9 protein-coding genes are annotated in these 14,584 nt (G+C 60.4%); 3 read left to right on the top strand and 6 right to left on the bottom strand.

All coding sequences use genetic code 11. The annotated features are described in order from the left end of the window. Nucleotides 1-10 precede the first annotated feature (10 nt). From SH412_RS22770 to SH412_RS22795, 6 genes are read right to left on the bottom strand one after another with little or no spacing between them, the layout of a single operon-like run. A complete protein-coding gene (locus tag SH412_RS22770; protein WP_336520328.1) occupies nucleotides 11-4,810 on the bottom strand; it encodes an NACHT domain-containing protein in 4,800 nt (1,599 codons plus the stop codon). 39 nt (nucleotides 4,811-4,849) lie between these two features. Beyond that, nucleotides 4,850-8,239, bottom strand: coding sequence for a DEAD/DEAH box helicase family protein (locus SH412_RS22775; protein ID WP_336520329.1), 3,390 nt, complete (start codon nucleotides 8,237-8,239; stop codon nucleotides 4,850-4,852). 10 nt (nucleotides 8,240-8,249) lie between these two features. Continuing rightward, the gene (locus tag SH412_RS22780) at nucleotides 8,250-8,897 is read right to left on the bottom strand and encodes a hypothetical protein (RefSeq protein ID WP_336520330.1); all 648 of its coding nucleotides are present in this window, start codon (nucleotides 8,895-8,897) and stop codon (nucleotides 8,250-8,252) included. A 31-nt stretch (nucleotides 8,898-8,928) separates the two neighbouring features. After that, the gene (locus SH412_RS22785; RefSeq protein WP_336520331.1) at nucleotides 8,929-9,510 is read right to left on the bottom strand and encodes a hypothetical protein; all 582 of its coding nucleotides are present in this window, start codon (nucleotides 9,508-9,510) and stop codon (nucleotides 8,929-8,931) included. 36 nt (nucleotides 9,511-9,546) lie between these two features. Next, a complete protein-coding gene (locus SH412_RS22790; RefSeq protein WP_336520332.1) occupies nucleotides 9,547-10,749 on the bottom strand; it encodes a restriction endonuclease subunit S in 1,203 nt (400 codons plus the stop codon). Continuing rightward, on the bottom strand, nucleotides 10,746-12,212 hold the full coding sequence (locus SH412_RS22795; RefSeq protein ID WP_336520333.1) for a type I restriction-modification system subunit M: 1,467 nt from the start codon (nucleotides 12,210-12,212) through the stop codon (nucleotides 10,746-10,748). The genes SH412_RS22790 and SH412_RS22795 overlap by 4 nt, the downstream gene beginning before the upstream one ends. A 211-nt stretch (nucleotides 12,213-12,423) precedes the next feature. Between SH412_RS22795 and darT the strand changes: the two genes are divergently transcribed. From darT to SH412_RS22810, 3 genes are read left to right on the top strand one after another with little or no spacing between them, the layout of a single operon-like run. Next, nucleotides 12,424-13,062 (top strand): type II toxin-antitoxin system toxin DNA ADP-ribosyl transferase DarT, encoded by a 639-nt coding sequence (gene darT, locus SH412_RS22800; RefSeq protein WP_336520334.1) that lies wholly within the window; start codon nucleotides 12,424-12,426, stop codon nucleotides 13,060-13,062. After that, nucleotides 13,062-14,177, top strand: a complete 1,116-nt coding sequence (gene darG, locus SH412_RS22805; protein WP_336520335.1) for a type II toxin-antitoxin system antitoxin DNA ADP-ribosyl glycohydrolase DarG — start codon at nucleotides 13,062-13,064, stop codon at nucleotides 14,175-14,177. Before darT ends, darG begins: the two co-directional genes overlap by 1 nt. Nucleotides 14,178-14,237: 60 nt before the next feature. After that, entirely contained in the window at nucleotides 14,238-14,573 is a 336-nt protein-coding gene (locus tag SH412_RS22810; protein ID WP_336520336.1) for a helix-turn-helix domain-containing protein, read from the top strand. The last annotated feature ends 11 nt before the right edge of the window (nucleotides 14,574-14,584 follow it).

Genomic DNA, 14,584 nt, shown 5'->3' on the forward strand with positions numbered 1-14,584 from the left:
TCAACTCAACTCACGTGGCCAGCTTCCTAAAAAACACTCGCAAGTCGGCGGCAAGTTCCGGTTGTGCTGCTGTCGCAAGAGCGTCCACGAGAGGAAGAAGCTCTCGTCTAAGTCGTTCGCGATCTCCCGCGGCTGCCATGCAGCGTTTAATTAGTTCGACGGATTCTTCGCCTCGCAAGCCAGAAATCCACCCGAGATCATCAGTCGTCTCCCCTTCTTGCCGCCAGCAGACTACCCGTTCCATCGAGCATTTGCACAGCTCCACGAATGCTTGCTCTGTCCCACCAGTGGCCAGAATTCCCGGCAGCTCCATTTCCTTTCCGTGAATCGGAGTCTGCGTCCCCGAGATCATATCCTTGAGATCACTATGAAGCTGGCAAAATGCCGAAACAGCGCCGAGTCGCAGTATGATCTTAAATACAGGCAGCAACTGCAGGAATAGGCTCGTCTTAAGCTCTACAGATGGTTCTGCTTCTATGACCGAGCAGATGGCGTGCAGCGGGAACCTCTCGACTCTGCCGGATACCTCAGCTTCGAAGGGCCATCGCTCCACGACCTTCTTAACCAAACACAACCACGCTTCGTAAACACACTGGCGTTCCTCGGAGAGCGCGCCTAACGCTTTGAGCGCACCAAAGAGGACTCCGTTAAGAAAGTGCATCTGCGCGGAGCGGTCGGTCCAGTCGCACGCCAAGAACTCGTCCAACACTTGGGAGAGTTCGCTTTCACTTTCGTTTGCGACACCCTGCGTGACAGAGATTCTAGCCGTACCCAATAGTTGAGCGGCTCGGTCCAGCGACTCGTCGTGGCCTCCCAATTGTGCACGGTGTAGCACGGTACGCACCTCAGGAACTCGTCGTTCGTCCGCGATCGCCAACAGAGGCTCAACGGCAAAACACACGATCACTGGGTCATCCTCACTCTCCACAATCTCCGTCAGCAACTGCCGCAGTTTGGGGAACGTAGCGAAGTGCCATGCCGACAAGGAGGTAAGAACGGCGGCCTTTGTGTACGCCGGCCAATCGCTCCACCTCGTCGCGATTGCCGCTATGAAGCGTGCCTGAAGCTCGGCGAACGGCGACACAGATGGGATAGTCAGTACGGCATCCAGAAGCTCTAGGGAGCAGAAGATAACGTCGTTCGAGTTCCACGAAAGCGTCCGCCGTAAAGTTGTCTCGGTGTGAGATTGCGGCACGGGGCTGAGCAGCACACCGAGGGCTGCCTCCACCATGTCATGCCACCAAGGGGTGTGTTCATCCAGCGCAATCTCCCACATCTGTGAGTGAAGTGATTCATTCTTCTGCTGAGCGAGCCAACACACGTGGTCTCGCAGAGAACCGACTAGCTGCGAGCACCAGCCGAGTACGGTCCCAAGCCACGGCTGAGTTCTCGACTCCGGCCGGGAGAGCACCGTCTTGATCGCTTCGAGCCGACCAGCAAACTCACTGTTCAGCGGGCTGGCGGGAGTCGACGAATGACTTACCTTCATCCAATCGCGTAAGAGGCACACCTGTTCTTCATCGTCGACGTAAGGCCAGACCGCCTTGGAGTCCAAATATGTTGGGAGGTCTCCTCGACTGACCGTGAATCGCACCTCCGTTCGTGGATCTACCGGCTCGCTTAGGCGGCCCTCTTTCTGAGCCGTGGCCAGGGCCTGTACCTCGTCCGCCGTAAGCATGCCCCATTCACGTAGATCAGACAGCTCTCTGACACGGCAGTCAAAAGAAAGCTCGGAGTGTCGAATTGCGTCCATAACACGACTCCTGCTGTCAGCGTCAAGGTCTGCTGGCAATTGCAGTCGCAAGAGGCGACGCACATCGTCCAATGATTCGCACGCCGTTACGGCAGCATCCGACAACAACCGCACGATCGCCTCTTTGTGCCAGTCTCGCTGCTTGGCAGCATCCCTTATGGCATCAAACAACGTAAGCATCGGAATGGCACTCAGTGCTGCGAATCGTGTTGCGAGAGCCTGGTCGGTGAGAACGAGAAACGGTGTTGCGTCGGGTAAAACAGCAAGCTCGCCCGCGGCCTGTTCAAGCACAACCCGAAGCTTAACGACTGGATTGTTGCAGTCGTGGCTATTGAAGGTGCTGAATCGGGGAGCCTCGTCATAGTCAGGCGAGAACTCGGCCTCGTTCTCCGCTCCGAGTGCTTTCTCAAACTCATGATGTAAAGGCCAGCCGTCTCTCTGCCTAGCTTCGACAAGCGCCGCGAGCAGGTTAAACGTTGTCGCACGCCAGGTTTCAGACTTTAGCAAGAGATCAGGTGTGCTTATGATTGCCAGCACCTGCCGTTTGTATGAAAGCTTTCGAGTGACCATTGCTTCCGCAACGCTCTGTCTGCGCTTCGTATCGTCAAGTCCTAGTGTCGCCCGGAAGACTGTGCAAGCCAGTCGAATGTCTCCGTGAGAAAGCAAGGCGGCGATCGCATCGAGCATTCTTCCGAACAAATGCACGTTCGACGCACTCCCGACGACAATCAGCCACTCGTCAACTTCTGAAACGCCGTAAGCGTGCGAGGCTACTGTCGCTTCAAGAAGCATTCGAACGGTTCGTAGCGAAGAGGGACATCCCGCCTTCCATCGCAGCAGATCCCGTTTCACGAACCTTTGCACGGTTTCCGCATCAGTAGCACCGCCGGCTACTTCCAGCTCATACTCCACTGCGAGGCCGTGGAGTCGATTCCCGAGGGTACCAGTGAATCTGGCTTCGTCAATCGCGGCGACTTCATCACCCCATTGCGGTACCCGAAGACTTACCGCCAACGTCAATGCGTCGGCGAGGACTTGATCAGGAAGTTGGTTCAATGCTCCCGTCAAAGGCGTGCCTTCGAGGAGTACTATGAGCGCCTCCCGCGCCAATCCAGGATTGATCTGCCCTAGTTCGGTCAGATAGTCGGTGGCAGTTCCTGCGTTGGGCTTTCCGATGATCCACTTCAAGCCCGCCGCTGCGGCTGATCTCGCAACACAGTCTTCCTTGCAATCGGCTGGGATTACTCTTGCAAGAGATGTTGCCGTCAGCGACGCTAGACGAGCAATCAACGTCTGGATCAGAGAATACTCCCGCAGCCACTCGTGACTCCACGCAACCGACCCCACACCTTGTTCCCTGATTACACCTTCGAGAAGCAGCATTTCGATGCCTCTCGCCGCCTCTTCATTGGCCTGGTCACATGATAGGGTGAGATTTCCCGACAGAGTCTGATCACCCAGGAACGCGGCTGCCTTTCTCTTGGCGGCCTGCGAGGTGTCGCTGCTTCCCACAGATCGTTGGCCCTCGCTAATGCCACGAACACGGCGTTTCCAGAACTCTTCGATCACTCGAAAAGCCGTTACTTCACCGCTCTCCGTCAGCGGCATGTCGCCTGATGCCACAATGTCGGCATAGAGTGACAGCAAGAATGGATTGCGAAGCGCGGCGATTAGCTGCGGATTGTTAGGAGCGGGTAGGCCTACGTCAGAGAATGCCTGTTTAACTTGGGCCGTTGAAAGCGGTTGCATGTCCACTTTGTGGAGCGGGGAGACGGCATCGTTCAACCAGTCATGGACGGCTAGCACTTCTCGCCGCGCCGTTACGAGTACCGTCAGATTGGGGAGGGACGTCAAAATCGGAATCGCTCGAATCCAATGTTGCGCCAGGCTGTGCGGGATCTCGTCCAATCCGTCAATCGCAATCCATGTCGGTCCCTCAGCGGAAAGCATGCAGCTGAGCCGCACGAGAGCATCGACTCGTTCGGCGTCAAGCGCCCTCGCCTCAACTCGGAGTGTGCGGTTGGGGTATCCGTGAGTTGCTTCCAGTTCAAAGGCCAACTGGCTGGCAACCGTTTTGCCGATCCCCATGTCAGCAATTAGACAGCTGGATCGGCCTACCTCGTACAACGGGGCTCTTTCAGCGAGCGGCCAACTCGTCGTCGGACTTTGCTCCAGATTTCGCCACACGGTCTGGCGAATCTTTGCGGTGATACCAGACGCCGCGGCAAACGTCATTAGTTCTTGCATCGCGCCTTCGACATTGTGCTCCACCATGACAGTGCCGATAGCCTGCAGAAACTCTGTCACCGTGTATTCGGCACTGCCCTCCGAAACCACTCGTTCCGTGACAACCCCGGTGACAAACGCTTGCACCGAATCCGGAGTACCAGTTGAGAAAACACCGGTCGAAAGTAGTCTGATCGATTGATCGAGATCGTCAAACCGATGCCGGGCGACTCGCAAGTTCAGCAGTAATGCTTTCGCTTCCGCAAACGTGCATGGTCGCGGCCAATCGATCGTCAACGCCGGCTTCGTATCGTCGTCTTCCGACTCAGGAGGGGTGGATTCATCACCTGAAAAGTGACAGAGCCTCCAAACGGCTTCTTGAATGGCCTTTTCTGTCGAGTCCACCCGCTTGGGCAACTCCGCAGGTAGTGTGCTGAAGTCTAAATCCTCGACTGCAGCTGGAACAGCTTCCTGATAGCCAAGGGCGTTCGGTGTTTGCTTGTTGGGATCGGTGACCCATACCGGACTGATCTTCTCCGCCGATGTTCCTGTCGCAACATCGCGACGCAGGCGGTCGTAGAATATCAGCCGATCAACTTTCGCAATTGCAGTGTCCTTGCACTCGTGCAGGTCCAAGGAGCCATCGGAGAACTCGAAGACTATGTCCCAGATTGGCCCGTCGATTCCCTCCCGACCCTCAACCACGAACCGAGAGAGTTCAGGCATTCCGCCGCTCAGTCCGGCACTTGTCACCGCAAGCTGGCTCAGAACGCGGTAATGCGCATAACGCTGCTGGTAAATTAATCCCGAGAGGCTCTCTTCGCCTGGCATTTTCCCGCCCCCATCAGAACCTCAGTCACTCTGCCGTCGTCAAATCGCGCGCCCGCCCGTCGCCAGCGCGTTGCCGTTGATCGCCCGGATCACCTGCACGATCTGCGGGGCCAGGTGGGGCAGGACGCCGCTGATGCCCTGGTCGTGGAAATCGGTGAACGGCGGTTCGAACAAGGCCTTCGGGTCCATCAGGCCGTTGTGGACCAGGTGGTCGATGATCTGGTTGATGAACGTGATCTGGTCGCCGGTCAGCGTTCCCGCGGCGAGGAACTGGGCGAACGCCTCTTTCGCCGCGTTGGCGTCCAGGCCGACGATCTCCCGGATCAGTTTTCCCAGTGGCATGTCGGTGCCGTATGTCTGCTCGAACTGGTCCCGGCCGCCGGGGCCGTTTTCCGCGAACAGAATCGCCTCCAGGGCCTGCAGGTCGGTAGTGCTGATCGGCTGGTTACGGCGCAGTCGGTCGATGGTCGGGTGGTCCTGGTGCTGGCGCACGAACCGTTCCACCTTCAGCCGGTAATTCCCCAGCCGGCTGTCGGGCTGAATCAGCCCTTCAATTTCCTTCGCATCGCCCAGCTCGTCCTCGAAGTCCGTGTAGACGTTGTCCCGCTTCCCCTCCCGGTCGAGGAACTGCACCAGCGCCCGCAGGTTCCGCCGGACGTCTTCCAGCATGGGGAGTGTGATGTGTTGCCAGTATTCCTCCGTCTGCAGCTCCTGGATCAGCGCCAGATGCTGCCGGACGGCCGGGATGGCCTCTTTCTCCTCCAGACCGGCGGCGATGCCGTGGACCTGGTTCTGCCAGCGCGGGACGTGAGGCGATGCCTCCAAGATTCCGAGCTGCAGGTTGAGCAGCAGCAGGTCGAACCGCCGGGCGAATTCATCGCCATCGTCGGGCGTCGGCAGGTTTGCCAGATGCTGGTGGATGTCGACCAGCTCGCCGGGGCTCAACTGGTCCCACGCCTCCCGCTTGCTGAACTTCTCGATCTCCCGCCGGTGCGGCCGGACCACGAAACTGTCGAGGGGGACCTGCGACACCTCCCGGTGCAGGTGGTCGGCAATTTCCGTCCGCAGCTTGCGGTGCGGTTCATCGCCGTGGCGTTCTGACCGCAGCAGGTCCAGCAGCGAGACCCGCCGGCGAAAGATTTTCGTCTTCACCGATTCCTGGACTGATCCCTCGACGCCGTCGGGGTTCTTGCCAAAGAACTCAAAGTTCTCGCAGAAGTCCAACACGGCGAATGATTTCTTGTCGAGACCGGGGCCGAACAGGTCTGGGCAAAGCCGGGTTCCCCGGCCGATCATCTGCCAGAACTTCGTCCGGGACCGCACCCGCTTGAAGAAGACCAGGTTCACGCACTCCGGCACGTCGATGCCGGTATCCAGCATGTCCACGCTGACTGCGATTTGTGGCGGCTTGGCCGGCAGGCTGAAGTCGTCGATCAGCGACTGGGCGAACTTTACCTGGTTGTCGATCAGGGAGCAGAACTTCCCCTTCAGGTGCGGATAATTGGCGTCGAACCGGTCGACCACGAACTGGGCGTGGTTGTGGTTGGCGGCGAAGAGAATCGTCTTCCCCAGCTTGTCGCCCCCCTCGATGTGCTGCCCGTGCCCCATCACGTAGGCCAGCACCTTGTCGACGGTGTCGGCGTTGAACAGCCAGCGGTTGAGGGCCGACGCGTCGATTTCGTCCGGAACCGCGCCCGTCTCCTCGTCGAAGAACTTGACCTCGTACTCCTTTTTCTCGTCATCCGTCAGGTCGGCGTACTTCACCCCCTGCCGGCTGAACTTCGTCGGGACCGCAATCGGCTGGGGCGGAACCAGGTACCCGTCGGCGACCGCCTGGTCCAGCTCGTAGGCGTGCGTCGGGACGTTCTGTTCGAGGTGGAACAGGCCGTAGGTGTCCCGGTCGACCTCGCTGCGGGGGGTGGCCGTCAGTCCCAGCAGCAGGGCGTCGAAATACTCGAAGATCGCCCGGTACTTCTGGTAGACGCTGCGGTGGGCCTCGTCGATGATCACCAGGTCGAAGTGTCCGACGCCGAAGCGGTTCACGCCGTCCCGCCGCTCGTCGTCAATGGCGTTCATCATCGTGGGGTAGGTCGAGAAGACAATCCGGCTGTCGTCCCGCTCCTTGGCCTGCGTGATGTCGACCGACGCCGTGTTCGGCAGGAACTTGGTGAAGGCCCGCCTGGCCTGCGTCAGCAGTGCGTTGCGGTCGGCCAGGAACAGCACCCGCCGGACCCAGTTGTGCTTCATCAGCAGTTCGACCGCGGCGATGCTCAGCCGGGTCTTGCCGGTCCCCGTGGCCATCACCAGCAGGGCGTGCCGCTGCCGGTCCCGGTCGTACGTCTCGCAGACCCGGCGGATGGCTTCCTGTTGATAGTATCGGTCGGCAATGTCGCGGTTGGCGCTGGCCGTCACGATCCCCTGCCGGCTGTCCCGGCGATGAATCAGGAGCTGCAGCTCGTCGCGGGTGCGGAAGCCCTGGACGGACCGCGGGGGATAACTGGCGTCGTCCCAGCACCAGGTTTCATACCCGTTGGTGTAGTAGATCACCGGCCGCTGCCCGAACGCCTGTTCCAGACAGTCGGCATACAGCTCCGCCTGGCGCTTGCCATTCTGCGGGTCGACCCGTGTCCGTTTGGCTTCGACGACGGCGAGGGGCCGCCCGTCCTGGCCCCACAGCACGTAATCGACGAAGCCCTGGCCGGTGCCGGTCGGCATGCCGGTCACCGGATATTCGTGGACCTGCGGGCCGTGCGGGTCCCAGCCGGCCTCCCGAAGCAGCACGTCGATAAACAGGTCGCGGGTGGCCGCCTCGCTGACTTCGTCGACGGGGACGACCTGTTCGCGGGCGGCCCGCTGCGCGGCGATTTCCTGCTTCAGCCGGGCGATTTCCGCGTCGGTCTCTGCCAGCCGGGCTGCTTTGGCCGCCAGTTCGGCGTCCTTCTGGGTGAGCTGGTCCAGCAGTTGCCGGATCTGGTCGGCGCTGCGGTCGGGGGCCGGGGCCTGGGGGCGGGTCAAAAGCCCGTCGTCGAACGCCGGAACGGTTGGCTGGGGTTTGCCATAGATCCGCGCCACCCAGCCAAGGAAGGCGTGCAGCATGCGGGTCAGGTGCAGGGCGTCGGTGGCGTTGATCGGCGTGTCGCTGTGGACCGCCTGGTTCCCCAGCTTTACGATCAGCCGGGCGTGCTGGAACTGTGTGGCCGGCAGGATCTCCCGGAACGTCGGCTCGTGGATCAGGGCGGCGAGGTTTTCCTGGTACGGCTTCGACAGCCCGCCATCGTGGGCGTAGAGCCACTGCACGGCCCGTTCGAGGGTTCGGCGGGCGTAGAACACGGCCGTCCGGGGCGAGACGTAGACATTCCCCTCCGCCTGGCTGGCGTCATCGTGCAGGCTGGCCCAGTGGGGCTGCAGGAAGTCGAAGTTGGAGGGCATGCTCAGCGCCTTACAGCGTTAGCCAATCCGGTGTACCCGGTAGCAGCACATTGAACCCTCGGCTGTCGTTGGGGAATGCTGCTACCAGTTTCAAGCTGCCGGATTGGACGTCCGGATCGTTCGCGCGCAGTTCGTTGATCTTGTCCCGAACTTGGGTCTGCGAACTACTCTTTTTGCGGCAGAAATGGACCAGATAGCGCATCGGTGCATCGACGTTTCTCAACTTTCTCAGGTCTTTTCTGAAGTGTTCGATATCGTAGTCGAGTCCAATTTCGACAGCGGCGCAAGCGGCAATTGAACCCGTGCGAAATTCGCGTTCGTCAACGGCGTGATCTTTCGAACGGGGAGGCAACACGACGACGTCAATATTCGCACGACGGCTCTGCCCCTCGTGGATTCTCTGCGCAGGCCACTCCTTGTGAATCAATTTGCTCTGGTGGTGATTGGCGAGGTGGAGAACGCCATCATTGAGGACTGGACACTCCCGCAGAATCGCCATCAAGTCGCTGTGCAGGGAGTGTTCGACGCGGTGGCGATAGGGAGCCGCCACAAAGCCTTTGACAAACTGACTGATTGCCGCGTCGATCTCCGGGCGGACTTGCTCCCCCCATCTCTGGTCGGCGTCGGTGAGTTCGACGGATGCCGTGAAGCCGGTCATCTCTCATCTCTCCTGAAAAGACCGAAAACGTTCATTTCTTTGCGGAATTGATCATGTCGGCGTGCTTGAGGGCCTTCAGCGTCATGATCACCGGATCGTTGAAGTAGGTCTTCGGCCCCGCGACGCTGAGCACTCGGTCGAGGATTTCGTTCAGGCCGATGACCTGTGCCGGCCGCAGCCCGGCCGGTGGATGTGCCAGGTGTTCCGTGATGGCCTGCTGAGCGGCAGGGCTCCGGAACTTCCCCACGTACAACCGCAGTTCAACCTGCTCGGGAGCGTAGCCGAAGCGATTGCAGGCTGCGGCGATTAACTTCTGCTGCACGTCAGGTTCATTGAAGAGGATGTAGCCCTTTTCCCGCTTCGGATGGGGCGTCTTTGATAACCCGCAGAAGCCGGCCTCTGAGACCCCGTGTGAGCCGAAATACGACTTCACGGAGGCCAGCACCAGCTTGTCGGCCCGTGCCCCGACCAGGTCGACCTCGTAGCCGTGCTCCTGCATTTCCTCGTACGCGGCCTTCCGGGTCTGCCGCTTGACCGGGAACTTCAGGTTGCCGGCGACGATGAACTGCTCCGCCTCCAGCGCCACCTTCACGACGTGCTCAAAGCCTTCCATACCAGGGCTCCTCGGAGGCGGGGACGGGGGCGGGAATTAAAGCTCGCCGCGGAAGGCGCGGTACACCAACGAGTCGAATGCTCGATTGGCCGCGTCCAATCCATCGACCATTTTCTGCTTTGTCCCGCCGGTAAACGACTTGACGGCCCGAAACTGTTTCTGCTTCTCAAAGCTGGGTAGCTGAATTGATGTGTCCCTCAGTTCGCCTGTTTTCATGAACGAGTAGGCGTCTGGTTTAGCATTGGCTCGAAGGCGGGCAACTCGATCTGGAAAAAACGTAAACAGAGCGGCAACGTATTCAGGTACGACGATGCCCCGGTTCAAAGTCATTCGGATCAGATTTGTTCCAATGATTGAATGACTGCTGGAAGGTGTCGCCACGCACATTCTACCTACGGTGCCTGCTCGTGATATTAAAATGTCACCCTGATCGACTCGATAGGCATCAAGCGCGGGATACTTCGACGGTGCAATATAGAGGCAGCCATTCTCGACAAAGTCGTCTGGCTTGATGTTGTCGATTCCCCAAACTGGAATACCAGAACTGGTGTATTCGGACTTCTGAAGTGCAGTTCCAAAGGGGCCACAGCGTACTCCTCCTCGCGACTCATCGAGGACATCATTGATTTTTACCAGTGGCCAGTTCTTGGAATTCAATGCCGGATCGCCGAACATCTCCAGGAACGTCGACCGCAGGAACTGGTCGGTCAGGGCCAGCGCCGCCTGCCGCTTCCGCCGCACCCCGTCCGCCTGGTCCAGAATCGCCGCAATCCGCCGCTGCTCGGGCAGGGGCGGGAGGGGGATTTCGAATCGGCCGAAGAAGTCGGTTGGCACCCGCTGCTGCCCACCGGTACCGGTAAAACTCGACTCCGCGGACTGTCGAAAAAAGGGACTCCAGATCATGTGGAAGAGGTAACGTGGGTCGGTGTGCGGCTTGGCTCGCAGCACATGGAACTCCGTCGAACCAAACCCGAACTCCGTCGGCATGTTGTCCGTCACCGCCGCTTTGCCATTCTGCATGCATGGGGTGATTTTTGCGGATAGGACATCCCCACGCCGAAAAAACGTGTAGCCCTTCAACAGTTCCGACAATGGCCGCGGCTGATAGGCCACAACGAACCCTCGCTCAGACACGTCTGCCATCCCGACAAATGACGCGGCAAAGTCCGCACCCGAGCGTAGCTCGCTGGGCATGCGGGGATTCACTTCCGCAGCCTCGCTGACGGGCACGCGTTTCATCCCAGCATCCCCCGCAGCGTCTTCAGGTCCGCGGTGATCTCGGCTTCGAGAGACTCCAGCTTATCTAAAAACCACGATGGCGGAGGATACTGCTTCTCCTCATACGCGATCTCCTTGTAGCGGTTGATCGACAGGTCGTACTTGTTGGACCGGATCTCGGCCACCGGCACGAAAAACGCCTTTGACTGCCGGTCTGTATCCACCTCCGGGCTCCGCGACCGCCACCGCTCCAGCAGGTCCGGCAGGTCGTTGCGGTCCGGCGTCGGGTCCCGCTTGTCGTCCAGCGAATACCCGTCCGCCTCCATGTCGTAGAACCAGACGTGGTCCGTCCCGCCGGAATTCGTCTTCGTGAACAGCAGGATTGCCGTCGACACCCCGGCGTACGGCTTGAACACCCCCGACGGCATACTGATCACTCCGTCCAGCTTGTGCCCGTCGACCAGCGTCTGCCGGACTTGCTGATGGGCCGTCGACGAGCCAAACAACACGCCGTCCGGCACGATGCACGCACACCGCCCGCCCGGCTTGAGCTGGGCCAGGAACAGCGCCAGGAACAGCAGCTCGGTCTTCTTGGTCTTGGTCATCTGCAGCAGGTCTTTGGCGACCGCCGCATGGTCCAGCGAGCCCTTAAACGGCGGATTGGCCAGAATCAGCGTGTAGCGGTCCCGCAGGTCTCCGCCATCGTCCTGCGACAGGGCGTCGATTCGGCGGATGTCCGGGCTTTCGACGCCGTGGAGCATCATGTTCATCGCGCCAATGCGGAGCATGGAGGCGTCGAAGTCGGACCCGTGGAACATACCGTGCTGAAAATGCTCGGCCTGCTTCTTGTTGTGGAACAGCTTCGGATGATGCTTCCGCAGGTATTCCCCGGCGGCCACCAGGAAGCCGCAGGTCCCCGACGCGGGGTCGCAGATGCTGTCGGCAGGAGTGGGAGCGACCAGGTCGACCATCAGCCGGATGATGTGCCGCGGGGTGCGGAACTGCCCGTTGACGCCGGCCTGGGCGATCTTGGACAGCAGGTATTCGTAGAGGTCCCCCTTGGTGTCGCGGTCCTCCATCGGGATGGCGCTGATCAGCGTGACGGCCCGTTCGAGCAGGGCGGGCGTGGGGATGATGAAGACGGCATCCTTCATGAACTCCCGGAACGCAGCCCCGCCGGTGCCGTTGAGGGTCCGCAGAAACGGAAAGACCTCGTCGCGGAACAGCAGAAACATCTCGCCGGCTTCGAGGTCTTTGAACCGCGACCAGCGCAGCTTCTGCTGCCTTTTGGCGAACAGCGGGTTCTCGACCGGCGTACCGAGCAGGTTGGCCTGGGACTCCTTGAGGGTCTCCAGCTCATCGAGCCGGCGGGCGAAGAGCAGGTAGGTGATCTGCTCGATGACCGACAGCGGATTGCTGATCCCCCCGGACCAGAACTGATCCCACAGACGGTCGACCTGCGACTTGACGGGCCCTGTGATCAACCTGCGGAACCTTTCCCTGGGGAGACTCTGAGCGGGACTGCCGGTGCAGACCGACAGCGTGGAAGGGATTACAGCAGATGGAGGGGGGCGGGCTCAATGGTGTTGGGCGAAACCGGGCCGCTTGTCGCTGTGTACTGGCGCGTGATCCACGGTAATATCGGCCCCAGCACCGCAGGGGGCCACCGGAACAGAAGGAGTTCAATGTCGGGCAATGGTTGACGTCACGCCGGAGAAAGCCTGGATTTTCCGCATCACGCACATCGACAACGTGGCGTGGGTCCTTGAGCACGGCCTGCACTGCCGGAACTGCGGTCAGTCGGACCCGAATTATCGCGAAATCGGCAATCCAGAGCTGATCGGCAAGCGGGCTGGCCGGGCTGTCGAGATCCCGCCCGGCGGGACGCTGAGCGACTACATCCCCTTCTATTTCACGCCGCATTCTCCGATGCTGCTGAACATCAAGACCGGCCACGGGGGCGTGCGGCAAACCCCGATGGACGACATCGCAATTGTCACCACGTCACTGCACCAGATTGCCCAGCACGGCATCCCGTTCGTGTTCACGGATCGGCATGCCTACCTGCAGGCGGCCCGGTTCAGTTCCAGCTTGGACGACTTAAACTGGATCGACTGGCCACTGCTGCGCAGCCGGAATTTCCAGCGAAGCCCTGACGATCCCGGTCGTTTTGAGCGGTATCAGGCTGAAGCCCTGATTCACCAGTATCTACCGGTCTCGGCGCTGATGGGGGTTGCCTGCTACAACCCCGCCGCGGCCGAACGAGTCCGTCGCGAACTGGAACGTCTGACGGTATCCTTGAAAGTTGCCGTGATACCTTCCTGGTACTTCTGATGATCCGCTACACGACCGGCAATCTGCTGGAAGACCCCTCCGAAGCCCTGGTCAACACCGTCAATGAAGTCGGTGTGATGGGCAAGGGGATTGCGCTGATGTTCCGGGAAGAGTTCCCGGAAAACACCCGCGCCTACGTCGAGGCTTGCAAGGCCGGAACGCTGCAGGTCGGGAAAATGCTGGTCACCGTTCAGAAGGAGTTGGTCGGCCCGAAGTGGGTCATCAATTTCCCGACCAAAAAGCACTGGCGTAACCCCTCGAAGATGGAGTGGATTCGCAGCGGCCTGAAGGATCTGGTGCGGGTCATCCGCGAATCTGGCATCCGCTCGATTGCGGTTCCGCCGCTCGGGTGCGGCAACGGCGGGCTGGAGTGGTCGCAGGTCCGCCAGGAAATCGAGACGGCTTTTGCGGAGCTGCCGAACGTCGACGTCACGGTTTATGCGCCGACGTCCGAGTATCAGAACACGGCCAAGCGTTCCGGCTTGACCGAGCTGACGCCTGCCAGAGCCCTGGTTGCGGAACTGGTGCGTCGGTATTCCGTGCTTGGGCTGGACTGCACGAACCTTGAAGTCCAGAAACTGGCCTGGTTTCTGCATCGCTCTTCGATTCGACAGGGGCTCAGCGATCCGCTGGACCTGCGATTTTCCGCGAACAAGTACGGTCCGTACGCGGACAGTTTGCGGCATCTGCTGGATGGTCTCGACGGGAGCTACCTGCACTGCGAAAAACGGCTGGCCGACGCCGGCCCGTTCGACCTGATCTGGTTCGAGGACAGCCAGCGGGAGCGGGTGGTGTCCTATCTACAGGAGCAGCCTGCCGCGACATATGCCGGAGCGCTGGAGCACACCGCGGAGATCATCGACGGCTTTGAGTCCCCTCTGGGGCTGGAATTGCTGGCGACGGTCGACTGGCTGCTTTCGAAACAGAGGGCAGCCCCCACGGTCGATTCGCTTCGCGGTGCACTGGCCGAATGGCCGGCGGGGCATGCTGCCGGCCGGCGAAAGCAGAAGCTGTTCGATGACCGTTTGCTGACACTGGCGCTGGACCGATTGCAGCGCGCCATGCCGCCGGTCGATGAGGATTCGATGACTCCGCATGTAGAAGTCGAGTTGTAGGCCCGGTTGTTACCGCAGGCCGTGTTCCGTCGCGATGATGGCAACCTGTGGAGAACCGCCGTGGAGACACCGAAATCCCGTCGTCCGCTCGTAAAGCTGCCGCAACGGAGCAGCCCCGTGGTCATCACACCGGCCGCGTTACGACCGCCTCAGGAGGTGCTGGTCGAGAATCGGCTGGCCTGGAGTTATGAAGACCTGGCGCTGATGACCGGACTGAGCAGACCGACCCTGCGAAACCTGGTGCTGAATCATGGTTTCCCGCACGTCCGGATTGGCCACCGGGTGCTGTTTACGCCGGAATCGGTCCGCGACTGGTTCGCCACGCAGGTGGTGAGACTGCCGCCGGGCACAGAAGCGATTGTCGACGATGACGCCGATGTTGAAGCCGATGAGTGATTGCCCCCTGG

The organism is Planctellipticum variicoloris (genome assembly GCF_030622045.1).
Classification (GTDB): Bacteria; Planctomycetota; Planctomycetia; order Planctomycetales; family Planctomycetaceae; genus Planctellipticum; species Planctellipticum variicoloris.